The following is a 24946-nucleotide window of genomic DNA, read 5'->3' as shown; positions in this document are numbered from 1 at the left end:
TCAGTCTTCCCAGCGACGGAACAGCACGCTGGCGTTGACGCCACCAAAGCCGAACCCATTCGACAGCGCGTGGGTGATTGGCATCTTCCGCGACTTCAGGCCAACCAGATCGAGCCCGCTGGCCGTCTCATCCGGATGAAGCAAATTCAGCGTCGGCGGCACGATCTGGTCACGAAGCGCGAGCACGGTGAAGATGGCTTCGATGCCCCCGGCGGCGCCCAACAGATGCCCGGTGGCGGATTTTGTCGAGGTGATCGCCACACCGGAGTCCACGCCGAACACCGCGCGAATCGCCGCCAGCTCTCCCGCGTCGCCAACCTGGGTGGAGGTCGCGTGAGCATTGATGTGCTGCACCTCGGCGGGGCTGATACCGGCCTGGCGCAGCGCCTGTTCCATGGCGCGGCGGGCACCGTTGCCATCCTCCGGCCCTGCGGTCAGGTGATAGGCGTCGGCGCTGGTGCCATAACCGACCAGCTCGGCCAGGGGCTTGGCCCCACGTGCCAGGGCGTGTTCCAGCGATTCGATCACCAGCAAACCGGCGCCTTCGGCCATGACAAAACCGTCGCGATCACGATCAAACGGCCGCGAGGCCTCTTGCGGGCGCTCCGCGAAGCCGGTGGACAGTGCGCGAGCCGCCGCGAAACAACCCAGGGTCACGCGGTCTATCGCCGCCTCGGTGCCGCCGCAGATGGCAATATCCGCCTCGCCACTCCTGATCAGCCTGGCCGCATCGCCGATGGCCTGCACACCGGCGGCGCAAGCCGTGACGGGTGCGCCCAGCGGCCCTTTGAACGCATGCCGGATCGACACCTGCCCGGCCGCCATGTTGGCCAGGAAAGCCGGCGCGGTGAACGGCGACAAACGACGCGGGCCACGACTGTCCGTGGTGCGCACGGCATCGGCAATCGTGGCGAAACCACCCACGCCCGAGGAAATGATCGTGGCGGTCCGCTCCTGATCGATGGCCTCGACGGGATGCCAGCCGGCCTGCTCCAGGGCTTCGTGAGCGGCCACCAGGGCGAACTCGATGAAGCGGTCCATCTTCTTGCGATCCTTGGGCGCGATGAGGCGCTCCGGGTCGTAGCCGGCAACGCCGTCCTCTTCAAAGGTCGGCACCTGCCCACCCACCGCGACGCCGGTGCCTTCGGTGACGTCGACGGACAGATTGCGTATGCCGGAATGCCCGGCCAGCAATCGCTGCCACACCTCATCCACGACGCAACCCAGCGGCCCGACCATGCCCACACCGGTGACGACGATTCGTTTCAGACCTTGGTGATTTTTCATGCTGCCCTCTTCGTCTCGGGACGGATCTTGAACCAGATGGAATACATCGCCGGCAGGAATACCAGCGTCATGATGGTGCCGACGAACGTGCCACCGATCAGGGTGTAGGCCAGCGTTCCCCAGAACACCGAATGGGTCAGCGGAATGAACGCCAGGATCGCCGCCAGCGCCGTGAGCAGCACCGGCCTGGCTCGCTGCACCGTGGCTTCGATCACCGCGTGGAACGGATCCAGGCCTTCATTGGCGTTGTGATGGATCTGCCCGATCAGGATCAACGTATTGCGCATCAGGATGCCCGACAGCGCGATCAGCCCGACCAGCGCGTTGATGCCGAACGGCTGATTGAAGATCAGCAGCGTCGGCACCACGCCAATCAAGCCCAGCGGTGCGGTAAGGAAAACCATGATCATCGCCGAGACCGAACGCACTTGCAGGATGATGATCAGCAGCGTCATGGCGACCATGATCGGCACCAGCGGCACGATGGCCTTGCCGGCCTTGCCCGACTCCTCGATCGCGCCCGCCTGCTCGATCCGGTAGCCGCTGGGCAATCTGTCGATCACAGGTTGCAGCTGCTTGATGATTGCGCTGGAGACATCCGGAGGTTGCAGGCCTTCGGCGATGTCGCCGCGCACGGTCATGGTCGGCGTGCGGTCACGTCGGCGCAGGATCGGGTCCTCCATGCGCACATCGACTTCGCCCACCTGGGACAGCGGAATCCGCTGGCCCGTCGCGCCCACCAGGGTAAAGCCGTCTATTTTCGCGGGGTCGAGGCGGATATCGCCGGCAGCGCGGCCGACCACCTGCACCGAGCGGATGTCCTCGCGGACCGCCGTTATCGGCACGCCCGTGAGCAGGAACTGCAGTTGCTGGGCGACTGCGCTGGACGTCAGCCCCACCGCCTGCAAGCGGTCCTGGTCGAGGTTGAAATGCAGCGTCGGCACCAGCGGACCCCAATCGGCGTTAACGGTCCTCATCAGCGGGCTAGCCTGCATGATGCCTTCAACCTGGCTGGCGATCTCGCGCAGTTTCGCCGGATCCGGCCCCATCACCCGATAGGCCACGGGGAACGGCGAGTAAGGGCCAAACACCAGTTGGGTCACCCGTACCCGCGCCTCTGGGGCAAGCCCTTCGGCGACCGCTTCACGCAGACGGAACTTGAGGGCTTCGCGCGCCTCCTGGCTGTCGGTCAGGACCACAATCTTGGCGAAGGACGGGTCGGGGAGTTCCGGCGCCATCGCCAGGTAGAAACGCGGCGCGCCTTGACCGATATAGGCGGTGACGATCTTCGCCTCTTCCTGCTCTTGCAGCCAGGCTTCGACCTTGGCGGTGGTGGCGCTGGTCTGCTCGATGGAGGTGCCATAAGGCATCTGCACTTCCACCAGCACCTCTGGCCGGTCCGAGGTCGGGAAGAACTGCTTCTTCACCAGGCCCATGCCCACAATCGCCACGAAGAACGTTGCGATCACCGTCCCGGCCACCCACCACTTGCGTGCGATGACGCGGGTCAGTATCTGGCGGAAGCGGTTGTAATGACGGGTGTTATAGATGGCCGCGTGACCACCCTCGACCTGCTTGATGTCGGGCAACAGCTTGACACCCAGGTACGGCGTGAACGCCACCGCGACCACCCAGGAAGCGATCAGCGCAATGCCGACGATCCAGAACATGTTGCTGGTGTACTCGCCGGCGGTCGATTGGGCGAAGCCATTGGGCATGAAGCCGATGGCGGTCACCAGGGTGCCGGAAAGCATCGGCGCGGCCGTGTGGCTCCAGGCATAGGCGGAGGCCTTGATCCGGTCGTAGCCCTCCTCCATCTTCACCACCATCATTTCAATGGCAATGATGGCGTCATCCACCAGCAGCCCGAGCGCCAGGATCAGCGACCCCAAGGTAATGCGGTCGAAGTTCTTGCCGGTGGCGGCCATCACCACGAACACCACCGCCAGGGTCAGCGGCACCGCTGCCGCGACCACCACCCCGACGCGCCAGCCCATGCTCAGGAAGCAGACAAGCATCACCACCAGCAGCGCGACGAAGAACTTGACCATGAACTCGCCGACGGCCGAGTCGATGTTCACCGATTGGTCGGTGACCTTGGTCAGCGTCATGCCCAGTGGCATGCCCGCATTGATATTGCTGGTTTCCACATCCAGCGCTTTGCCCAGGTCGAGGCCGTTCCAGCCCTCGCGCATGATCACGCCCAGCAACAGCGCCTCTTCGCCGCCGTTGCGCACCAGAAATGCGGCCGGGTCTTCGTAGCCGCGCTCGACGGTCGCCACGTCCGACAGTTTCAGCGAGCGACCTTGTACTACCACCGGTGTATCGCGAATCTTCTGCAACTTGTCGAAGGCGCCGTCCAGGCGCAGGAAGACCTGCGGCCCGACGGTTTCGATCGACCCTGCTGGCGTGAGCATGTTCTGGCCGTTGAGGGCGGCAAAGATTTCCTGCGGCGAAACCCCCAGGGTCGCCAACCGATCATGGGAAAAGGACACAAAAATCCGTTCGGCCTGCTCGCCAATGATGTTGACCTTTTTTACGCCCGGCACGTGCAGCAGCCGTTGGCGCAACGCCTCGGCGTCACGCACCAGCAATCGCTGCGGCTCGCCTTTGGCTTTCAGGGCGAACAGTGCAAAGGTCACGTCGGAAAACTCGTCGTTGACCATCGGCCCGATGACACCGGCCGGCAGCTTGATGGCTTCGTCAGCGAGCTTCTTGCGCGCCTGGTAGAACTCCTCCTGGACCTCGGACGGCGGCGTGCGGTCGACCAGCGACACCATGGTGAACGCGAGCCCCGGGCGCGTATAGGTTTCCGTGCGGTCGTACCACTTCAATTCCTGCAGGCGTTTTTCCAGCGGCTCGGCGACCTGGTCCTGCATCTCCTGGGCCGTCGCCCCTGGCCAGGCGGTGATGACGGTAAGTTGCTTGACGGTGAACGGCGGATCTTCCGCGCGGCCCAGCTGGAAGAACGCCAGGACACCCGCGACAGCAATCAGGAACAACAGGAACACCGTGATCGAGCGCTCGCGAACGGCGAGCGCCGAGAGATTGAAGCTCATGGGCGATTCTCCGCAACCTGCACATCGCCCGGTTGAGCCAGCCTCACCTCTTCACCATCGCGTAGCAGATGCGCGCCAAGCGCGACGATCCGCTCGCCGACGTTCAGCTCGCCCGAGACTTGCGCAGTGTCGTCGCTCAGGCCCAGTAGCTGGACCGGACGCCAGGAAACTTTTGCCGGTTCACCGGCGATCACCCAGACGCCGGCACCTTTGCCCGAGTCGTGCAGCGCGGCGATCGGCACTTGCAGCGCCTGCCCCAACCGGGTGCCCGGACTGATCCGCAGCGTCACCGTCGAACCCAGCGGGGCATTGGCCAGCGCGCCCTCCAACACATAACGTGCCTCGAAGGTGCGTGTCACCCGATCGGCGGAATCCGACAGCCACCTGAGCTTGGCGTTAACCGTCGCGGCGGCGTTGCCATAAAGCGTCGCCTGCGCGGTTGCGCCGGGGGCCGGCCGCAGGGTCTCGGGCAACTGCACAGCAGCTTCGCGCTGGCCTGCACGCGCCAGCCGGACGACGATTTGGCCAGGGGTGACGACTTGTCCGGGCTCGGCCAGGGTCTCCATCACCACGCCATCGGCGTCGGCCAGCAGCACCGCATAGCCGGAGGCATTGCGCGCTACGTCAGCCTGCGCCTGGGCGGCGCTGAGTTGCGCTTTCGCGGTGTCGGCGGCGGCCTTGATCTGGTCGTAGCCCGAGGCGGAAACAGCGCCCGCAGCGACCAGGTCGCGATACCGCGCCTCGTCATCCGCGGTCTGCCGGGCCCGCGCCCGGGCCGCGGCGACGGCCTCCTGCTGCGCGCGTGCCTGCAAGCCGAGGTCGATGGGATCGAGGCGCATGAGTGGCTGGCCCCGCTTGACGGTCTGGCCAGTGTCGACCAGACGTTCGAGCACCTTGCCCGAGACCCGGAAACCCAAATCGCTCTGGACGCGGGCGGTCACCACGCCGGTGAAGGCGCGAGAGGTATCGGACGCCGCCGATACCTCGGACACCCGCACCAACGGCGCCAGCGTGCGCGGATCCTTGGTGGTGGAGGACTCGCCGCACGCCGTCAGGACGAGCGGCAACAAGCAAGCGGCAATGGTGACAGGTCGGCGCCGGAGCATAGGGTCCCTTACTTGAACGCTAGGATGGAAGGCGCATTCTCAATGCTTGTGACCGTTTCTGTCAATCGTCACCAAAACACCAATTGATGGGACGCCCTCCTTCTGAGCACTGTACGTTCTGGCCTAAACGACGAGATAAAAACCGTTGCGAACAAGATGATTTGACTTTAAGTGACCAATAATTAGTATGGTCACAAACAATCTCCACTCAAGGAAATACGATGCCTCCCCTGCGCCCCATTGCTCTTCTAATGAGTGCCAGCCTCATGGCAGGTTGCGCGGTCGGCCCGGATTACCAACGTGCCGCCGCGCCGCTTTCGAGCCGGTACCTGGGCCAGCCTGCGGTCGAACAGCGCTCCACGGCCGCACCGACCCTGCTGGTCAACTGGTGGGAAGGCTTCGCTGATCCCACCCTCACCGCCTTCATCCAACAAGCCCTGGAACAGAACCTGGACCTGGCGCAGGCGTCGGCGCGCGTCACCCAGGCACGGGCCGGCCTGGGCGCGGCCAACGCCGCTTTGCTGCCCTCGGGCAACATCAGTGGCCAGGCCGCGCGCTCATACCAATCGGTCGAGACCCCGCTCGGCCAGGTGCTGGACTCGACGCCCGGCTACGACCGATACGGAAACTTCTACGAGCTCAACCTTGGTGCCAGCTGGGAGATAGATGCCTTTGGCGGCCTGCGCCGCGGGCGCGAGGCGGCGTTGGCCGAATACCAGGCGTCGGAGGCCGGTGCCGTCGCCACGCGCCTGGCCGTTGCCGCGCAGGTCGCCGACGTCTACATCACCGTGCGGGGTTTACAGACCCGGCTGGACATCGCGAACCGCCAGGCGCGGACGCAGCAGGACCTGCTGGAAAAAGTCCGATTGCTCTACAGCAAAGGCCTGGCCGCCAACTATCAGGTCCGCCAGACCGAGGGACAATTGTCAGAGGTACAGGCCACCGTGCCGGTCTTGCAAGCCGGGTTGGACGCGGCCATGAATGCGCTGGATGTGATGCTCGGCACGCCACCTGGCACCCATCGCCCGCAATTGGCTCAGGTGGGCGATATTCCTCTCGCCCCACCGATGGCGACGACAGGAACCCCTGCGGACCTGCTTCGACGTCGACCTGACCTCATCGTCGCCGAGCGCCGCCTGGCAGCCTCCAACGCACGCATCGGCGAGGCCGTCGCCGAGTATTATCCGAAATTCTCCCTCAGCGCCTTGCTCGGCAGTGCCACGGCGGTGTCCGGCGGCAATCTTTTCAGCGGCGGGGCCAGCCAGTCGGCGGGTGTGCTGGGGCTGCGCTGGAGGCTCTTCGATTTCGCCCGCATCAACGCGCAGATCGAACAGGCCAAGGGCCAGGAAGCCGAAGCACTGGCGGCTTATCGCCAGTCGGTGTTGCGCGCCACCGAGGAGGTTGAAAACGCCCTCAGCGCCCTGGTGAACCGCGAAGCCCAGGCGACGACTCTTGCTCAAGGGGAAACGTCGCTGACCCAGGCTCGCCAATCGACATTTGTCGCCTACCGCAAAGGTACGGCCAGCCTGATCGATGTGCTCAATGCCGACGAGACGCTGCTGCGCACGTCCGACACCCGAGCGCAGGCGCGAACGGAATCGGCACGGGCGGCAGTCGCGGCTTTCCGGGCGCTCGGCGGTGGCTGGCAACCGCCCGAGGAAGCGCCCGTGGCAACCCGGTGATCATTCCTTGAAATGGTCACCAACTGGCGATATCAGGTAAGACTACTCACTTGAGGTGCTCACCAAATCCGTGGCGAGGGAGCTTGCTCCCGCTGGGCTGCACAGCAGCCCCATCCCCGAGCCCCTGGCTCAGGGCATAAGACTGCGCAGGATCAGGTTGGAAGTGAGCGTGGGCGCTTCCTCGACGAAATCGAGGTTGTACTGCAGCAGCAACGGATTGACGAACGGCCGCAGCGCCAGGTGAATGGCTTCGACGGTCTCGTCCAGCGGCGTCTTGCGCTCAAACTCGCCGAGCTCACGACCTTCCCGGACGATCTGCAGCACGAAGCTCTTGATCTGCTCGTTGTAGATTTGTGAACTGGGCCAGCGCTCCGAGGCCGAGAACGCGGCGATGTCGTAGAGCTTGCGCTCATTGAAGAACAGGTCCACGCCCGTCGCGATCACGGTCTTGACCAATCGCCGGAAACGCTCCGTCGCCGACAGCCCTTCTTCCTGGATGGCTGCTTCGACGGCAGCAACGATTTTCGACAGGCAATTGGCGCAGATAGCCTCGCCGATCGCCTGCTTGGAATCGAAGAATTTATAGATGTACGCCTTGGAAAAACCGATGGCCTTGGCCAGGTCGGAAACCGTGGTCTTGCCATAACCGTACTGGCTGAAGTGTTCATTGGCGGCCGCGACAATCTGATCGCGAATTTCGTGATCAACGGGGCCGCGGGCGCTGGGTGAGGTAATGGATGGCTGGTTCATGGGGGCAGCTTACGCACCCGAAAGGTCGCTGACAACTTATGACCTTTCCGGAATAGAGTCACAAACACCCCCCTTCGAGCCGGCCATCCTTTGGCTGTCAGCCAATCACATCGGCATACACCGCCCTGTCGACATTGCCCCCGGACAGCACCACCCCGACCTTTTTTCCCTCCATCAACCCACGCTCCTGGATCAACCCTGCCAGTGCCGCAGCGCCAGCACCTTCGGCGAGGTTATGGGTGTCGGTGTAATAGACGCGCATGGCCTCGGCAATCTCCTGGTCACTGACCGCCACGATCCGCGCCGCCGCGGCGCGGTAGATGGCCAAGGCTTCGGGAATCGGCCTGCGCACGGCAAGGCCGTCGGCGAAGGTGTTGGCCGAAGCGGTTTCGCAGATTTCTCCGGTTTCAAATGACATTTTTGCAGCCGTTGCCTCGGTGGAGACCACCCCCACGATCCGGGTCTGCAAGCCCAGGGCATCGCGCGCGGCAATCACTGCGCAAATCCCCGAGCCACAGCCGATGGGTACGTAGACGGTGTCCAGGTCGGGCACAGCCTTGAACAGCTCAAGGGCATAGGTGGCGACGCCCTTGACCAGCTCGGTATGAAACGGCGGCACGAGAAACAGGCCCTGCGCTTGCGCCAGGCGTGCCGCCTCCTCCCGGGCCTCATCGAAATCGCGGCCGTATTCGATCACTTCGCCGCCGAAGCCGCGCATGGCGTTGTTCTTTTCGATCGAGTTACCCTCCGGCACGACAATCAACGCCTTCAGCCCCGAGGCGCTGGCCGACAGCGCCAGGCTCTGGCCGTGGTTGCCACGGGTGGCGGTGACGATCCCCTTTGCTTGCGGGTGCTCACGCTTGAGCCAATGCATGAAGGTAATGCCGCCACGCACCTTGAAAGCCCCGGTGGGGGTATGGTTTTCGTGCTTGACCCACACCGTGCATCCCAGCCGCTGCGCCAACAAGGGCCAGGCGTACTGGGCGGTGGCGGGCATGACTTGATAGACCTGCCGAGCCGCTTGTTCAATCTCGTCGAGCGTCAGTGTGTACATGAGAATGGCCTCCTGGAATTTCGTCCAGTCTAGCCAGGGGCGCCGAGCCCCGGCTTTCAAAAAACCGACCTGACTTTTCCGGCGCCGCTTCACTACTATGGACACCATGAGCCATCGCAACCGCCCACAGCCGCCGCGCAAGACTGAATCGACCCGTCGCATCGAGGCAGGGCCGTGGGCGATCGAATTGCTCCCCGGCTGCGCCTATGCAGCGCGTTACATCGCGAGCCAGTCGGCGATCGGTTTTGCGTTCGACAGCCAGCGCGGTTTGCATGCGATCGGCAGCGACCGGGTGCAGCCCTTCAATGCGCTGCCCAACGGGCTGGCGTTCGTCCCGGCCCAGTGCGACGTGTATTCGCAGTCACCTCATGGCGGCGAATACCTGCGCCTGATACGCACCGATGGGTTCGTGCTTGAAGGCGATCACCCCTTCAACAATCGCATCGACCTTCGGGCCATTGCGCTCGCGCAGCGCATGCGTCGCGCGCTCCTGCACGGTTCGATCGACGACGATTGGGAGGCTTGGGCCCTGGCACTGGCCGAATGCGCGGCAGCGGAAAACTCCAAGTCGGCAAGGCCCCAAGGTTCCCTCACCGACAGCCGGATGCGCTTGCTGGATGAATTCATCGACGCAGGCCTCGATCAGCCATTGGCCGTACCGGCGATGGCGCAGCTGCTGGGGCTGTCCGAGGGCTACTTCATGCGTGCGTTCAAGGCCGCGACAGGCAAGAGCCCCCATGGCTACCTCATCGACCGACGCCTCGCCAGGGCCCGGGCGCTGATACGCGATTCCTCGGCCACACTGCCAGAAATCGCCCTCGCCTGCGGTTTCAGCTCACAAGCGCACATGACAACGACGTTCAAGCAGCGCCTTGGTGTGAGTCCGGCGCAATTGCGTCAAATGACGAAGTGCATTTGACGTCCTTGACTTAATGGTCCAGTTTTCAAGGACAGCATCTCACCGGACGTTGTGCTGGATACACCCCATTCGTGAATCAGAGGACCGCTGCCGCCTATGATCGATGTACGAAGAATCTGCGCCGTTGAGTCTTGTTGGGTGCGCCTGTGTCGCTGATCCCCCTGGTTGTGTGCGACGACTCCACCATGGCGCGCAAGCAGGTGTTGCGTGCGCTGCCGCAAGATTGGCCGGTTTCAGTCACCGAGGCGGTCAACGGTCGCCAGGCGATGGATGCCATACGCCAGGGCCTTGGTCACGTGGTGCTGCTCGACCTGACCATGCCGGAGATGGATGGTTATCAGGTACTGAGTGCCTTGCGCGCCGAGGGCTTGAAAGCGCAGGTCATTGTGATTTCCGGCGACGTCCAGGATGAAGCGGTACGCCGGGTGCATGAACTGGGCGCGCTGGCGTTCCTGAAAAAACCTTTCGACGAAAACCAGTTGCGCCAGACACTCACCGGGCTGGGTCTACTGACTCAACCCGGCAAGGCTCCGCTGCAAAATCGACCGGCACCGAACGCGGCCATCAGTTTCCAGGATGCGTTCCGCGAGACAGTCAACGTTGCCATCGGCCAGGCCGCGGCGCTGATTGCCAAGGTCCTGGGCGTCTTCGTGCAATTGCCGGTGCCGAACGTGAACATCCTCGAAGTCGGGGAACTGCACATGGCGCTGAACGACGTCGGCAGCTCCCAGCAACTCACGGCCATCTGCCAAGGCTTTATCGGCAGCGGCATCGCCGGCGAAGCACTGCTGATATTCCATGACTCGGAGATCGCCGACATCGGGCAACTGATGCAGCGCGAGAGCGCCGACTATTCGGACCTGGAGATGCTGGTGGACCTTTCCAGCATCCTGATCGGTGCTTGCCTGAGCAGCATCGCCGAACAGATCGACGTGATTTTTTCCCAGGGGCATCCGCAGATCCTGGGTCAGCATGCAGCAATCGATGAATTGATCCGCGCCAACCGCGTCCACTGGAAAAAGACCCTGGCGGTGGAAATCAGCTATGGCCTGGAAGGCCAGGATATCCGCTTCGACCTGTTGCTGCTGTTCACGGAAGACTCTATCGAGCGGCTTACCCACAAACTCGCCTACCTGATGAACTGAGCCATGAGCGAATCCATCGATCTGAACGAATTCCACTGGTTGCTGGCCATCGTTCAGAGCATCGACGTCGGCGTGGTGGTACTTGACCGCGAATACCGCGTACAGGTCTGGAACACCTTCATGGAGAACCGCTCCGGCGTGCAGCCCAAGGATGCCCAGAACCGCAACTTCTTCAGTCTGTTTCCTGAGATCGATCGCCCCTGGTTCAGCCGCAAGGTCGAGAGCGTCGCGACCCTCGGCACGCCGGCATTCACGGTCTGGGAGCAGCGCCCGTACCTGATGCGGTTCAAGAGCTACCAGCCGATCACCGGCCAGGAAGAGTTCATGTACCAGAACACCACGCTGCTGCCGCTGCGCTCGCCCGACAACCGGATCAATCACATCTGCCTGGTGATCTACGACGTCACTGACGTCGCCACCAACCGCCATCAGATCCAGGCCGCCAACGCACAGTTGCAACTGCTGTCCAGCACCGATCGCCTGACCGGCCTGTACAACCGTGGTCATTGGGAAGCCAGCCTGAAAGCCGCCTACGCCCGCCATCAACGCTACGGCAATGCGCTGAGCCTGGTGATGCTCGACATCGATCACTTCAAGCGGGTCAACGACACCTACGGTCATCAGGCCGGCGACAAGGTCATCGAGCAAGTCGCCCGACTGTTACACGAGCATGTGCGCGAATCCGACGTCGCCGGGCGTTACGGCGGCGAAGAGTTCGGCGTGGTGCTATCGGATACCGACTCGGCCGGCGGGCAGATTTTCGCCGAGCGCCTGCGCAAGGCAGTTGAAGAGTCGCTGGTGCAGTACAACGGCCAGGACATCCGCTTCACCGTCAGCCTGGGCGTGGCCGACCTGAGCCAGCCCGCCAACGACCACGCCGAACTGATCGCCAGGGCCGACCAGGCGTTGTACACGTCGAAAAAGACCGGACGCAATCGCGTGACGGTTCACGGGCACTGAGCCACCGCCCCTTCCTCCACAGGAAATCTCTGCCAGCTCGGAATTTGCCCTCCCAATCAAATTGTGGGAGCGAGCCTGCTCGCGAAGTCGGCGGCACATTCAACATCATTCTGGCTGATGGATTGCTATCGCGAGCAGGCTCGCCCCCACAGGGAATTGCGTTGGTTTCGGAGTTTGCGTTCGCTAACAACTGGTCTGTCCAATCTACTTTTTATTTGATTGGTCTTGCCAATATTTTTTCCGCCGTGTAGTTTCGAGCCAACATCAGCGGCGCAGCTCACTGCGCGCCTACAACAAGAAAGAGCGTCCCGGTCCCGGCAGCCGTGCGCTCACTTCCCCTCCTACCGCGTGCAGCCAGCCTCCGCTTGCGCGCCAGCCAAGGAGCATCAACATGCTGACTGTCGTCTGTAACGAACCCGGCTCGCTAACCGCCATCGAACGTGAAATGCCCGTCAGGAAACCGCGAGAGGTCCTGATTCGAGTCAAGCGTGTCGGCGTCTGCGGCACCGATCTGCATATTTTCAGCGGCAACCAGCCCTTCCTCGAGTACCCGCGCGTCATGGGTCATGAGTTCTCCGGAATCGTCGAAGCCAGCGACGCCTCCAGCGACCTGGCTGTCGGTGATGTCGTCTACGTGATGCCCTATCTCTCCTGCGGCACTTGCGTTGCCTGCCGTCAAGGCAAGACCAACTGCTGCACCCGCATCCAGGTTCTGGGCGTCCATTGCGACGGCGCCTTCACTCAATACCTGAGCGTTCCCCAGGAGTTCGTGCACAAGGCCGTCGGGGTTTCCCTGGACCAGGCGGCGATGATCGAATTTCTCTCCATCGGAGCCCACGCCGTACGTCGCTCGAACGTCCAGGCAGACAAACACGCCCTGGTGGTCGGCACCGGCCCGATCGGCATGGCGGCGGCGATCTTTGCGAGCCTGCGCGGGGCGAAAGTCACCGTACTGGATACGCGCCAGGATCGCCTGGCGTTCTGCAAGGAACATCTGGATATCCACGCGGCCGTGCACATCGGCGAAGGCGACAAGCAGGCCTTGGCCGAACTGACCGGGGACGACTTTTTCGACGTGGTATTCGATGCCACCGGCAACGCCCGGGCGATGGAGCGCGGATTCGAATTCATCGCCCACGGTGGCACCTACGTGATGATCTCGGTGGTACGGGACTCGATTACTTTCTCCGATCCTGAATTTCACAAGCGTGAAGCCACGCTGATGGGCAGCCGCAACGCCACCCGGGAAGATTTCCAGTATGTCGAGCAATGTTTGCGCGAGGGCTTGATTCCCGATGCAGCCCTGAACACCCATCGGTTGCTGCTGAGCGACGTGGCCCGCTCCTTCTCCACATTGCTCGACCCCAACCAGGGTGTGGTCAAGGCGATCATCGAGTGCTAGGCAACGGAGGACACCGTATGAACCTGCCTGCTTCCATCTTGCTTGTCCTGGCGTCCGGTGACGATGTTGCCGTAGCCCGGGGCGACATTCCCGAAGGTCAAAGCCTCAGCGCCGATGGCATCACGCTGACCGCCCGACAACCGATTCCATCCGGTCACAAGATCGCCCTGCGCCCGGTGTCGGCCGGCCATCGGGTACTTAAATACGGGCAGACTATCGGCCAGGCAACTCGAGACATAGAGCCCGGCGATCACGTCCACGTGCACAACCTGGACATGTCTGCGACCAATGCCGAACACAGCGTGCGGAACGTCTATGTGCCCACATTGCCGAGCGCTCACCCCGCTACGTTCGAAGGTTATCTGCGTGACGATGGACGCGTCGGGACGCGCAACTACATTGGCGTGATTTCCAGCGTCAACTGCTCGGCGACCGTCTGCAAGCACATCGCCAAGGCCTTTTCCTCCGAGCGGCTGAAAGACTTCCCCAACGTCGACGGCGTCGTCGCAATCACCCATGGCAGTGGCTGTGGCATGGGGGCCAAGGGTGAAGGCATCGACATCCTCAAGCGCACCTTGCGTGGGTATGCCGATCACGCCAATTTCGCCGGGGTGCTGTTGATCGGCCTCGGTTGCGAGGTCAACCAACTCACCCCGCTCATGGATGAGCTGGGCGATCGCCGCGCTGCACTCAAGGCCAGCCTGATCATTCAGGACGAAGGCGGCACCCGCGAAGCCGTGCAACGCGGTATTGCCGCGATTGAAGCGATGCTGCCCATCGTCAACCAATGCCGACGCACGACCGTAGCCGCCAGCCACCTGTGCGTCGGTCTGCAATGTGGCGGCTCGGATGGCTACTCAGGCATCACGGCCAATCCGGCGCTCGGCGCGGCCGTGGACCTGCTGGTGCAACAGGGCGGCACCGCGATCCTTTCGGAAACCCCGGAAGTCTATGGCGCAGAACACCTGCTGACGGCCCGCGCCGCGTCCGCCGACATCTCGGCGAAACTGATGGAGCGCATCCATTGGTGGGAAGCCTATGTGCAGCACAACGACGGCGACATGAACAACAACCCGTCACCGGGCAACAAGGCCGGGGGCATCACTACCATTCTGGAAAAATCCCTGGGCGCGGTGGCAAAAGCCGGCTCGACCGGGCTGATGGGGGTCTATCACTACGCTGAAAAAATCGATACCCGGGGCCTGGTGTTCATGGACACGCCCGGCTACGACCCGGTATCCGCGACCGGCCAGGTGGCCGGCGGCGCCAATCTCATCTGCTTCACCACGGGTCGCGGCTCGACCTATGGCTGCAAGCCCACGCCCTCCTTGAAGATCGCCACCAACACCCGCCTGTTCCAGCACATGGAACTGGACATGGACTTCAACGCCGGTGGCATTGTCGACGGTGTGGAATCGGTGGCCGAGGCCGGTGAACGGTTGCTCCGGGTGATGCTGCAGACCGCTTCCGGAAGCCGCACCCGCAGCGAGGAAAACGGCCTGGGCGATAACGAATTCCTGCCCTGGCAGATCGGTGCGGTGATGTGAGTCGTTGCACTCTTTTCCACATCAATGAACACGATCAAGCGGCTATGGTAGCCTTTGCGGACTCTCAGATGGACGCCCACCCATGGTCTCACCGATCAATCCCGCCGAACGCAAGCCGTACCAGAAAATCGCTGATCAACTGCGCAACTACATTGCCGAGGGGGAGTTCAAGACGGGCGCAAGACTTCCCCCCGAGCGCGATTTGACCCAGCTTCTCGGGGTTTCCAGGCCGTCCCTTCGCGAGGCGCTGATCGCCCTGGAAATCGACGGCGACATCGAGATCAAGATGGGCTCCGGCGTGTACGTACGGGCCAGGTCCGGCGATGCAAAAAAACCGAGCATGACCTTGGGCGAGAGTCCCTCGGAACTCATGCAGGCTCGTGCCTTGATCGAGGGCGAGTCGGTGATCCTGGCGTGTCTGCATGGCAAGAAAAGCGACTACCGCTACCTGCAGGAATGCATCGAGGCCATGCGCGCGAGCATCGCCTGTGGCCTGCCGCCGTTGGAGGATGACCGCAGATTTCATCAGCGCCTGGCGAAAATGAGCGGCAACTCCGCCCTGGTGCGGATCATCACCGCCCTGTTCGATGAACGTCACAATCCGATTTCGGCGCACCTGAGCAAACACGCGGAGAACGCACTGACGTGGGAGGCGGCAGTCGTCGAACATGAAGCAATCCTGCACGCCGTAGCCGGCAAGGATGTGCTCGGCGCCCAAACCTCGATGCGCCAGCACCTGAGCCGCTCGGAAAACCGCTGGCTGCGGGCGCTCGAACCTGAAGCCCCCGCCGACTAGCCCCACCCGTTCAATCCTCTGAACACAGAACTGTTTGGTCCGGGGACATGGTGGAACCTGTGGCGAGGGGATTTATCCCCGCTGGGGTGCGCAGCGCCCCCAATCCGGTTGAATACGATTTGCCTGATGCACCGAGGTGCCTGGGTTCAGGACTGCTGCGCAGCCCAGCGGGGATAAATCCCCTCGCCACAAAAGCCCCGGCGTCCTGACGCTTGCCTCAATTGATGTTGGTACCGCTTTTGTGGCGAGGGAGCTTGCTCCCGCTGGGGTGCGCAGCGCCCCCAAACCGGTTGAATACGACGCGCCTGATACACCGAGGTGCCTGGGTTCAGGACTGCTGCGCAGCCCAGCGGGAGCAAGCTCCCTCGCCACGGAGATTGTGCAGGCTGTTGGGTATGGTATGCACCGACGCGTCTGCACTCCTGCCTCGTTTCCCTACCGGTACCCGCTTTTGTGGCGAGGGAGCTTGCTCCCGCTGGGTTGCGCAGCGACCCCAAACCGGTCGAACGCGATTTGCCTGATGCACCGACGTGTCTGTTTCAGGGCTGCTGCGCAGCCCAGCGGGAGCAAGCTCCCTCGCCACGGGTTCGTGTAGGCAGTTGGGTATGGAATGCACCGACACGCCTGCACTCCTGCCTCGTTTCCCTACCGGTACCCGCTTTTGTGGCGAGGGAGCTTGCTCCCGCTGGGTTGCGCAGCGACCCCAAACCGGTCGAACGCGATTTGCCTGATGCACCGACGTGTCTGTTTCAGGGCTGCTGCGCAGCCCAGCGGGAGCAAGCTCCCTCGCCACGGGGTGTTGCTCGGGATTTAGTGTGCTGTTTGGTCCAGTTGTCGGCGCACGGCCAGTTCCACGCCGCGGATTTCCGCCAGGCCCTTGAGGCGGCCGATCAGGGAGTAGCCGGGATTGCTCTTGCGATGCTGGTCGTCGAGCAACTGATGCCCATGATCTGGACGCAGCGGCAAGCGCGGGCCGCCTTCTCGCTCGCGCCGGCGCTCTTCGGCCACCAGGGCACTGATGACCCCGACCATATCGACGTCCCCAGCCAAGTGATGAGCTTCATGAAAGCTGCGTGGATCGGCTTCCCGACGGGTCGAACGCAGGTGAGTGAAGTAGATGAACGGCGCAAAGTGCCTGGCCATCGCCACTAGGTCGTTATCCTCGCGCACGCCGTAGGAGCCGGTACAGAACGTCAGGCCATTGGCCGGGCTTGGCGCGGCATCCAGCAACCATTGGGCATCTTCGGCGGTAGAAAGGATGCGCGGCAGCCCGAGCAACGCCCGGGGCGGGTCGTCCGGGTGGATCGCCATGCGCACGCCCACCTCCTCCGCAACCGGAATCACCGCGCGCAGAAAATACCCCAGGTGCTCACGCAACCTGGCCTCGTCGATGTCGGCGTAGGTACGCAGCAACTCGCGGAATTTGTCCAGGCTGTAGTGTTCTTCGGCGCCGGGCAATCCTGCGATCAGGGTATCGACCAAGGCTTCGCGCCCGGCCGGCGACAGTTGTTCGAAATAGGCCTTGGCCTGCCGGATATCCTCGACGCTGTACTCGTCCTGCGCTCCCGGCCGCTGGAGGATGAACAGGTCGAAGGCGGCGAACGCAGTCTGGTCGAAGCGCAAGGCCCAACCGCCATCCGCCAGTTCATACGTCAGGTCGGTACGGGTCCAGTCCAGCACCGGCATGAAGTTGTAGCAGACGATATCGATACCGCAGCTCGCCAGGTTACGCACGCTTTGCTGGTAGTTGGCGATGTACTCGTCACGACGGCCGCAGCCGCGCTTGATGTCTTCGTGCACCGGAATGCTTTCCACCACCGACCAGGTCAGGCCAGCCGCTTCGATCAGCGCCTTGCGCGCCGCGATGGCGTCCACCGGCCAGACCTGGCCATTGGGAATCTCGTGCAACGCGGTGACGATGCCGGTCGCACCGGTCTGGCGAACGTCTGCCAGGGAAATCGGATCTTTGGGGCCAAACCAACGCCATGTCTGTTCCATGTTTTTCTCCTTGTTATCAGTTGGGTGCGGCAAAGGTGTGCAACAGGCTGTCGACGCCATCGCGGGTCAAGGCGTCATAGGCGCGGTGCACGGCGTCGCGAAACGCGGCGCGAGCTGACAGCGCCGGCGGGAAGACTTCTTCAAGGTCGAGAAAAGCATCGACCCGCGATGCACCGTCGAAGCGTCCCGCAACGTCGGCAAAGGTTGCGCTCAGCGGGTCGTCAACCACATGCGCCGGTCGGCCGGGCAACGGCTGCGTGCAGTAATGAATCCAGGCGGCAATTCCCAACGCGGTGCAGTCGATGCCGCGCCCTTGGTCGAGCAATTGCTCTGCGCCGAGCAACCAGCGTTGCGGCAGTTTTTGCGAACCGTCCATGGCAATCTGGCGCAAGCGGTGTTGCAGGCTGTCATTGGCGAAGCGCGCCAGCAGGTCGCGACCGTATACCGACAGGTCGATCCCTGCCGGCATGTCCAGCGTGGGCGCGGCTTCCTCGGTCATGTAGCGCTCGATGAAATGCGCCAGCCTCACATCGCTGACGGCCTCGAAGACTGACTCATGCCCGGCCAGCAGCCCCACATAGGCCAGCAACGAATGGCTGCCGTTGAGCATGCGCAATTTCATGGTTTCGAACGGGCGCACATCGTCGACCATCTGCACGCCTTCGGCTTCCCAGTCCGGTCGGCCAAGGGGAAAGTGGTCCTCGATCACCCACTGGCTGAAGCTTTCACAGACCACGGCGGCGCGGTCGTGGCAGTCCAATTGTTGCGCCAGCCGGACGAAGGACTCCTCGTCCATGGCCGGCACGATGCGGTCGACCATGGAGCTGGGAAATGCCACCTGTTGCTCGATCCACTGCGCCAGCGCCTGATCCTGCAACGCCGCCAATGCGCTTACCGCCTGGCGGGTGCGCTGGCCGTTGTCGGGCATGTTGTCACAGCACAACACGGTAAACGCCGGGACGCCCGCGGCGCGGCGACGACGCAAGGCTTCGAGGACGATGCCGGGCGCTGAACGCGGCGCCTGCGGATGGGCGATGTCATGGGCAATTGTCGGATCCTCACGGCGCAACTGCCCGGAGGAAGGGCTCAGGCAGTAGCCTTTTTCAGTAACGGTGAGCGTGACGATCCGCGTCTGCGGCGCGGCCATGCGTTGCAACAACTGCTCCAGTTCCTGACCGCCCTCGCCCGCATACAAGGCCTCGCGCAACACGCCGATCTCGCGCAGCGTCACCTGCTCGCGGTCACGATACTCCGCCACATGGTAACGACCGTCCTGCTCGCGCAATTGCTCGACCAAAGCGTGATTGGAGCGCAGGTTGGCGCTGCACAAGCCCCAATCGCTGTCGCCGTGGCGATTGAGATTGCGTTGCAGGTACACCGCCTGATGCGCCCGGTGAAAGGCCCCCAGGCCCAGGTGCACGATGCCGATCTCGCGGGCCTGGCCAGTGGCGGGAACGCGTTGGTTGAGCGACATGGCTATCCTCCTTCAGGGATGGTCGAGGGCTGGACGCGGCTGGACGCCTGCATCGGCCTGCGGCGCGACACCTGCCACCGCCAGCGGCTTGACGTAACGCGCCACGCACAGCGCGCCGATGATGGTCAGCAGGCCCGCCAGCAGGAACGCGCTGGTGAACGAGCCGGTGAACTGGACGATGAACCCGGTCAGGGTCGGCCCGATGATGCCCGAGGTGTTAGCCAGGAAATGCATGAAGCCACTGACGCCGCCTACCCGCGCCGCAGGCACCGTATCCTGGATGATCGCCCAATAGATCGCGCCGGTGAGGTAGAGGAAAAACACCGCCAGCGCCACCAGGATGACGGCCGGATATAGCGTCTTCACCACCCCGGCGACGCCGATGCAACCGGCGCAGGCCAACAGGCAAGTCACCAGCACGACTTTGCGCGAGAACATGATCCGCCCGGTCTTCTTGAACACGAAGTCGGAAATGAACCCACCCAATGCCAGACCCAGGAAACCCAGCAGCCAGGGGATGACCGTGGCGATGCTCATGTCCTTGACGTTCAGGCCGTGGGCCATGGTGAGATAACTGGGGAACCAGGTCAGGAAGAAGAACAGCGTGTAGTTATAGGAAAAGAACGCCAGGGAGGTGAACAGCACCGTCGGCTGCTTGAGGTAGAACCGCAGCGGGAATACCGGTTGCGACGCCAGCTCGCTCTGCCCCTCGGCCCGCAGGATATCCTCGGCGCCCTCGCCCTCGGGCTTTTCCTTGACGAACTTGTACCAGATTGCCGCCCAGATCAGGCCGACCAGCATGATGATGATGAACGACACCTTCCAGCCGTAGGTGACCGCAATGAAGCCCACCACCGGACCGGAAATCGCCCCGCCCAGCGGCGTGCCGGACATCGAGGCACCGAGGGCTCGTGCCCGGCGCTTGGGGGTGTACCAGTTGTTCACCATCTTGCTGGTGGTGACGCTCAGCGGACCTTCGCCCATGCCGAACAGGATCCGGATGAGCACCAGCGACGCGAAGCCCACCGTCAGCACCGTGAGGCCGCTGAACAACGACCACAGGACCATGGCCAGCAGCAACGTGGTCTTGGCGCCATAACGGTCGGCGGCCCAGCCACCGATGAAGTTGAAGGCGGCATAACCGACGAAAAAGCTGCTGAAGATCATGCCCATCTCACCCGTACTCAGACCGTAGTCTTTCTGGATGAACGGCGCCGCCACAGACAATGCCGACCGGTCGAGGTAATTGATCACCCCGGCCAGGAACAGCATGATGATGATTAAGCTACGTCCTTGACCAAACATGGTGGAACCTCCCGCTTGTTGTGTTTATTCGGTGAGGGTGCCCATGACAGGCACGATGAAACCGGTGATGCAGACGGCTCAGTGAAGGGCGCTCGTCAGCTCCACCAGGACTTTTCGGGTTTGCTCGGGGTGCTTCTCGATCAGGTCGATGGCGCCGGGCATTTCATCGAAGCTGACGCGATGGCTGATCAGGTCCTGGACCTGCAATTTGCCGCTGGCGATCAGTTCGATCACCTGGGGGAACTTTCGGTTGTTGAGCCTGGAACCGACCAGCGTCAATTCCTTCTTGATCATCTCCAACTGCACCAGATCGCTGGGCGTGGCATTGAAGCCGAGCAATCCGATGCGCCCGGCCGGCGAGGCCAGGCGCACCATCTGCGGCATCAGCGCCGGAATGCAGGCAGCGTCGACGATCAACGGCACGCCCTCGCCCTGGGTGTGCTCACGCATCAGCGCTTCAACGTCGACTTGCTGGCCGTTGAGGGTCCGACTGGCGCCCAGCGCACGCGCTGTCCCCAGGCGGCTGTCGATGACATCGGTCACGGTGATGTCGGTCATTCCCAGCGCCCGGGCCATTTGCACCAGGGTCAGGCCGATCACGCCGGCGCCGTAGATCAACACGCTGTCACCCGGCTGCGGCTGCATCCGATCGAGCACGTTCAGGGCAATGGAATAAGGCTCCACCAGGGCGCCGTGGCTGAGGGACATCAAATCGGGCAAGCGGTGGGCGTTCTCGGCCGGGACGCAGACCTGCTCGCTGAAGCCGCCGTCACGATGCACGCCGATCACTTGCAGCCGCGTGCAGACGTTCGGCCGCCCAATGCGGCAGGGATAACAGGTGCCGCAACTGATCACCGGATCGATGCACACCCGGTCGCCTGTCTGGAGGTGCTCGACACCTTCACCGACCTGCCGGATCACTCCGGAGAATTCATGGCCGGTGACCCTGGGGAAACGCACGAATGCGTTCTGCCCGTGAATGATGTGCATGTCCGAGCCACAGATGCCGGCATACGCCACATCGACCAGCACCTCGCCACGAGCGACCTCGGGGCGGTCGACCTGGGCCAGGCCGAACTCGAAGGGTGCTCTTACCTGGAACGCTTTCATCGGATGACTCCTGGCGGGACATTCGTCCCGTTTCCTTGAATGGGTTGAAACCGTTTCACCAATGCCACAGCGTGCCGTCTTCAAGACGGTTGACCGGCAAGCTGGCGCGTTTGTAGGGGTATTGGCGGGCAAGCTCTTCATCGATATCGACGCCATGCCCTGGCGTTTCGCCCGGGGTGAAATGGCCGTCCTCGAAGCGATACGCATGAGGGAAGACTTCATCGATGCGGTCTTCGTGAGGCATGTGTTCCTGGATGCCGAAGTTCGGCACCCACGTATCGAAATGCAGGGCCGCGCCCATGCACACCGGTGACAGGTCGGTGGCCCCGTGAAAACCGGTACGCACCTGGAACAGCGCGGCGAAATCGGCAATTCGCCGCACGTGGGTAATGCCGCCGGCATGCACCAGCGTCGTGCGGATGTAGTCGATCAACTGTTCCTGGATCAGCTCGCGGCAGTCATGGATCGAGTTGAACACCTCGCCCACCGCCAGCGGCGTGGTGGTGTGCTGGCGGATCAGGCGGAAGCTCTGCTGGTTTTCCGCCGGCGTGCAGTCTTCCAGCCAGAACAGGTTGTACGGTTCCACCGCCTTGCCCAGGCGCCCGGCCTCGATGGGCGTCAGGCGATGATGCACGTCGTGGAGAATGTGCAGGTCGTCGCCAAAACGTTCGCGCACGGCGGCAAACAGCTTGGGTACGTAATTGAGGTATTTGGCGGTGTCCCAGACGTGTTCCGCGGGCAGGTCGCTGTCGGCCGGCTCGTAACGCTCGCCACTGCGTTTGGCGACCCCGTACGTCGTGGCAATGCCCGGGACTCCGCATTGCACCCGCACGGCCTTGTAGCCCAGCTCGACGTGACGGGCGACTTCGTCCAGGCAGCCTTCGATGTCCTTGCCGGTGGCGTGCCCGTAGACCATCACCCGCTCACGGCTCTTGCCCCCGAGCAATTGGTACAGCGGCATGTTCGCGGCCTTGGCCTTGATGTCCCAGAGCGCCACGTCGACGGCGGCGATGGCCGTCATGGTCACCGGCCCCCGGCGCCAATAAGCGCCGCGATAGAGGTATTGCCAGATGTCCTCGATGCGATGGGCATCGCGGCCGATCAACGCAGGAAGAACGTGCTCTTCCAGATACGCGACGACGGCCAGTTCGCGGCCGTTCAACGTGGCATCGCCGATGCCGTAGATGCCTTCGTCGGTGACAATCTTCAACGTGACCAGGTTGCGCCCCGGGCAGGTAACGATGACACGCGCTTCAACGATTTTCATAAGTCAGACCTGTTCGACAAAAGGAAGTGAGGACGTGTCCATGCTCGGCATGGCCGCCTGCGGAATCAGCGCGCCCCGGTACTGGACGACCTCGGCAGCCAGGCGATGGCCCCAGCGGGCGGCCTGCTGCGGATCACCGCCGCGCAGATGGCAGGCCAGGTACGCAGCGTTGAACGAATCACCGGCAGCGGTGGTGTCGATAACCTGCGCGACGGTCTGCGCGGGCACTTCGAAACGCCCCGCGGGACACTGGATCAGGCAACTGGCGGCGCCACGCTTGAGGGCGACTTCGCGGACTCCCGCCTCGGCGTAAACACTGAACAAGGCATCAGGGTCGTGGTAGCCGAACAGGCTCGCGTCGTCTTCCCAAGTCACCAGCGCCAGGTCGCTCAAGTGCAGTAGATCGCGATAGGCCTGGCGGGCCGTTTCGGGGTCGGGCCAAAGGTGGGGACGGTAATTGTTGTCGAAGACAATGCGCGTGCCCGCCCGGCGAGCCCGGTGCAAGGCGTGGATCAGGCGTTCGCGCCCCTCCGGCAGGAGGATCGCCAGGGTGATGCCGCTCAGGTAGACATAGTCGTAATCGGCCAGCGCAGCGAGCATGGCCTCGGCCTCGGCCTCGGCGCCTTCGAACATGCGCCGCGCCGCCGCTTCCCCGCGCCAGTAGAGGAACCGCCGCTCGCCGTGTGGATCGGTCTGGATGAAGTACAACCCCGGCAGCGCGTCTTCAATCACCCGGACATGCGCATCGCCAATGCCTTCGTCCAGCCAGGACTGGCGCATGGCCGCGCTGAATGCGTCGTTGCCTACCGCGGTCATGTAATCCACGGCGACGGCGCCACGTGGATTCAATCGGGCCAGGTAGACCGCGGTGTTAAGCGTATCGCCACCGAAGGTCTGCGTGATTGCGGCATCCGGCCCGCCGCGCACCTCGATCATGCACTCACCCACCAGCGCGACCTTCAGCGGTCGGGGGAAGCGGGTGTCCGGGCCATGGTTGAGTGTCAAATCCATCATTACGCGCCTTTCTTGTTTTTAAAACGGCGTTTCATTTTTATCTCAAGGCCCGAGTCTAGTCAGATTTCCGGCCTCGTCAAGCAAAAATGAAACAGCGTTTTGTTCTGCTTGCGTATATCCTTGGGTTTTACTTTCACGTTGGAGCCTTCATGGACAACAGCGTCATTCCCAACAACGATCTGGTGTCGGCGGTTGGCCGGACCATGGCCGTGCTCGAAGCCCTGGCCGAGCATCCGGAAGAAAGCGGCGTGTCGGAAATCGCCACCAAACTGGACATGTCCAAGGCCACGGTTTATCGCTTCCTGCAGTCACTCAAGGCTCGCGGGTATGTGGTGCAGGATGCCGAAGACCGTTATCGCCTCAGCGTCCGGCTGTTCGAACTGGGCGCCCAGGCCCTGCCCCATCTGGACATCGTTCGCGAAGCGGAGCCGGGGATGCGCCGGATCAACGAGCTGACCGGCGAGACCGTGCACCTGGGGATCCTTGATGAAGGCAGCATCGTCTACGTGCACAAGATCGACTCCAAATACAACCTGCGCATGTACTCGCGCATCGGCCGGCGGGCGCCGTTGTACTGCACCGGCATCGGCAAGGTGCTGATGGCGTGGCTGGAAGAGGAAGAGCTGCTCGCGCACCTCGCGCAGGAAAGCTTCGAGCGCCGTACGGCCAATACCTTGACCAGTGTCGAGGCGTATCTGCAGGAGTTGGAGATCGTTCGCCAGCGGGGCTATGCCGAGGATCACGAAGAATTCGAAGACAACATGCGCTGCCTCGCGGCACCGATCCGCGACCGGTTCGGCCATGTGATCGGCGGGATGAGCGTTTCATTCCCGTGCTTTCGCTTCAGGGAAGAATTGAAGCAGGACTATGTCAAGCAACTGATGCAGGCGACGCAGCAGATTTCAGCTCAGTTGGGTTGGCATGCACGTTGAGCGCTAGATCCGACGACAAACCCGTGGCGAGGGAGCTTGCTCCCGCTGGGCCGCAAAGCGGCCCCTTTTTTTGGGCCTGCCGCGCAGTCCAGCGGGAGCAAGCTCCCTCGCCACAGGATCGTCGTTGCTCTCAAATGAA

19 protein-coding genes are annotated in these 24946 nt (G+C 62.9%); 8 read left to right on the top strand and 11 right to left on the bottom strand.

Annotated elements, in window-relative coordinates; translation table 11 throughout:
• The 3 genes from fabF to J3P86_RS11975 are packed head-to-tail and all read right to left on the bottom strand — an operon-like array spanning position 1 to position 5452.
• Entirely contained in the window at positions 1-1287 is a 1287-nt protein-coding gene (gene fabF / locus J3P86_RS11985) for a beta-ketoacyl-ACP synthase II (RefSeq protein ID WP_434697921.1), read from the bottom strand.
• A complete protein-coding gene (locus J3P86_RS11980) occupies positions 1284-4346 on the bottom strand; it encodes an efflux RND transporter permease subunit (RefSeq protein WP_434700394.1) in 3063 nt (1020 codons plus the stop codon). The genes fabF and J3P86_RS11980 overlap by 4 nt, the downstream gene beginning before the upstream one ends.
• Complete coding sequence (locus tag J3P86_RS11975; RefSeq protein ID WP_434700392.1) at positions 4343-5452, bottom strand: efflux RND transporter periplasmic adaptor subunit; 1110 nt, start codon at positions 5450-5452, stop codon at positions 4343-4345. The genes J3P86_RS11980 and J3P86_RS11975 overlap by 4 nt, the downstream gene beginning before the upstream one ends.
• A gap of 221 nt (positions 5453-5673) precedes the next feature.
• Between J3P86_RS11975 and J3P86_RS11970 the strand changes: the two genes are divergently transcribed.
• The gene (locus tag J3P86_RS11970; RefSeq protein WP_434700391.1) at positions 5674-7134 is read left to right on the top strand and encodes an efflux transporter outer membrane subunit; all 1461 of its coding nucleotides are present in this window, start codon (positions 5674-5676) and stop codon (positions 7132-7134) included.
• 129 nt (positions 7135-7263) lie between these two features.
• Here the strand turns inward: J3P86_RS11970 and J3P86_RS11965 are convergent, their stop codons facing one another.
• Positions 7264-7884 carry a TetR/AcrR family transcriptional regulator gene (locus tag J3P86_RS11965; protein ID WP_434700389.1) on the bottom strand — a complete coding sequence of 207 codons (621 nt, stop codon included), beginning with the start codon at positions 7882-7884 and terminating at the stop codon, positions 7264-7266.
• A 97-nt stretch (positions 7885-7981) separates the two neighbouring features.
• Positions 7982-8938, bottom strand: coding sequence for a threonine dehydratase (locus J3P86_RS11960; protein WP_434604597.1), 957 nt, complete (start codon positions 8936-8938; stop codon positions 7982-7984).
• 106 nt (positions 8939-9044) lie between these two features.
• On the opposite strand from J3P86_RS11960, the gene J3P86_RS11955 reads away from it, so the two are divergent.
• The 6 genes from J3P86_RS11955 to J3P86_RS11930 all read left to right on the top strand — a co-directional run bounded on the left by J3P86_RS11955 (position 9045) and on the right by J3P86_RS11930 (position 15707).
• Entirely contained in the window at positions 9045-9857 is an 813-nt protein-coding gene (locus tag J3P86_RS11955) for a helix-turn-helix transcriptional regulator (RefSeq protein WP_434700387.1), read from the top strand.
• Positions 9858-10042: 185 nt separating this feature from the next.
• Positions 10043-11002 carry a response regulator gene (locus J3P86_RS11950; protein WP_434700635.1) on the top strand — a complete coding sequence of 320 codons (960 nt, stop codon included), beginning with the start codon at positions 10043-10045 and terminating at the stop codon, positions 11000-11002.
• Between the two features lie 3 nt (positions 11003-11005).
• The gene (locus tag J3P86_RS11945; protein ID WP_434700385.1) at positions 11006-11962 is read left to right on the top strand and encodes a diguanylate cyclase; all 957 of its coding nucleotides are present in this window, start codon (positions 11006-11008) and stop codon (positions 11960-11962) included.
• Positions 11963-12353: 391 nt separating this feature from the next.
• The gene (locus J3P86_RS11940; RefSeq protein ID WP_434700383.1) at positions 12354-13364 is read left to right on the top strand and encodes a zinc-binding alcohol dehydrogenase family protein; all 1011 of its coding nucleotides are present in this window, start codon (positions 12354-12356) and stop codon (positions 13362-13364) included.
• A gap of 17 nt (positions 13365-13381) precedes the next feature.
• The gene (locus J3P86_RS11935) at positions 13382-14911 is read left to right on the top strand and encodes a UxaA family hydrolase (RefSeq protein WP_434700381.1); all 1530 of its coding nucleotides are present in this window, start codon (positions 13382-13384) and stop codon (positions 14909-14911) included.
• Between the two features lie 82 nt (positions 14912-14993).
• Positions 14994-15707 (top strand): FadR/GntR family transcriptional regulator, encoded by a 714-nt coding sequence (locus tag J3P86_RS11930; protein ID WP_434700380.1) that lies wholly within the window; start codon positions 14994-14996, stop codon positions 15705-15707.
• 810 nt (positions 15708-16517) lie between these two features.
• On the opposite strand, the gene uxuA is transcribed toward J3P86_RS11930, so the two are convergent.
• From uxuA to J3P86_RS11900, 6 genes are all read right to left on the bottom strand, one after another.
• Positions 16518-17705, bottom strand: coding sequence for a mannonate dehydratase (uxuA, locus tag J3P86_RS11925; protein WP_434700379.1), 1188 nt, complete (start codon positions 17703-17705; stop codon positions 16518-16520).
• A gap of 16 nt (positions 17706-17721) precedes the next feature.
• Positions 17722-19179, bottom strand: a complete 1458-nt coding sequence (locus tag J3P86_RS11920) for a mannitol dehydrogenase family protein (RefSeq protein ID WP_434700378.1) — start codon at positions 19177-19179, stop codon at positions 17722-17724.
• A 12-nt stretch (positions 19180-19191) separates the two neighbouring features.
• Positions 19192-20484, bottom strand: coding sequence for an MFS transporter (locus J3P86_RS11915; protein ID WP_434568715.1), 1293 nt, complete (start codon positions 20482-20484; stop codon positions 19192-19194).
• Between the two features lie 78 nt (positions 20485-20562).
• Complete coding sequence (locus tag J3P86_RS11910) at positions 20563-21594, bottom strand: Zn-dependent oxidoreductase (RefSeq protein WP_434700376.1); 1032 nt, start codon at positions 21592-21594, stop codon at positions 20563-20565.
• Between the two features lie 55 nt (positions 21595-21649).
• The gene (manD, locus tag J3P86_RS11905) at positions 21650-22861 is read right to left on the bottom strand and encodes a D-mannonate dehydratase ManD (protein ID WP_305495029.1); all 1212 of its coding nucleotides are present in this window, start codon (positions 22859-22861) and stop codon (positions 21650-21652) included.
• 3 nt (positions 22862-22864) lie between these two features.
• Positions 22865-23872 (bottom strand): sugar kinase, encoded by a 1008-nt coding sequence (locus J3P86_RS11900; protein WP_434700634.1) that lies wholly within the window; start codon positions 23870-23872, stop codon positions 22865-22867.
• A gap of 152 nt (positions 23873-24024) precedes the next feature.
• On the opposite strand from J3P86_RS11900, the gene kdgR reads away from it, so the two are divergent.
• Positions 24025-24807: a DNA-binding transcriptional regulator KdgR gene (gene kdgR / locus J3P86_RS11895; protein WP_434700374.1), complete on the top strand. Its 783-nt coding sequence runs from the start codon at positions 24025-24027 to the stop codon at positions 24805-24807.
• Positions 24808-24946: the final 139 nt, after the last annotated feature.

It is taken from the genome of Pseudomonas sp. D1-1, assembly GCF_051132225.1.
GTDB lineage: Bacteria > Pseudomonadota > Gammaproteobacteria > Pseudomonadales > Pseudomonadaceae > Aquipseudomonas.
The sequence above is the reverse complement of the archived record's forward strand: the minus strand, read 5'-3'. Positions and strand labels throughout refer to the sequence as shown.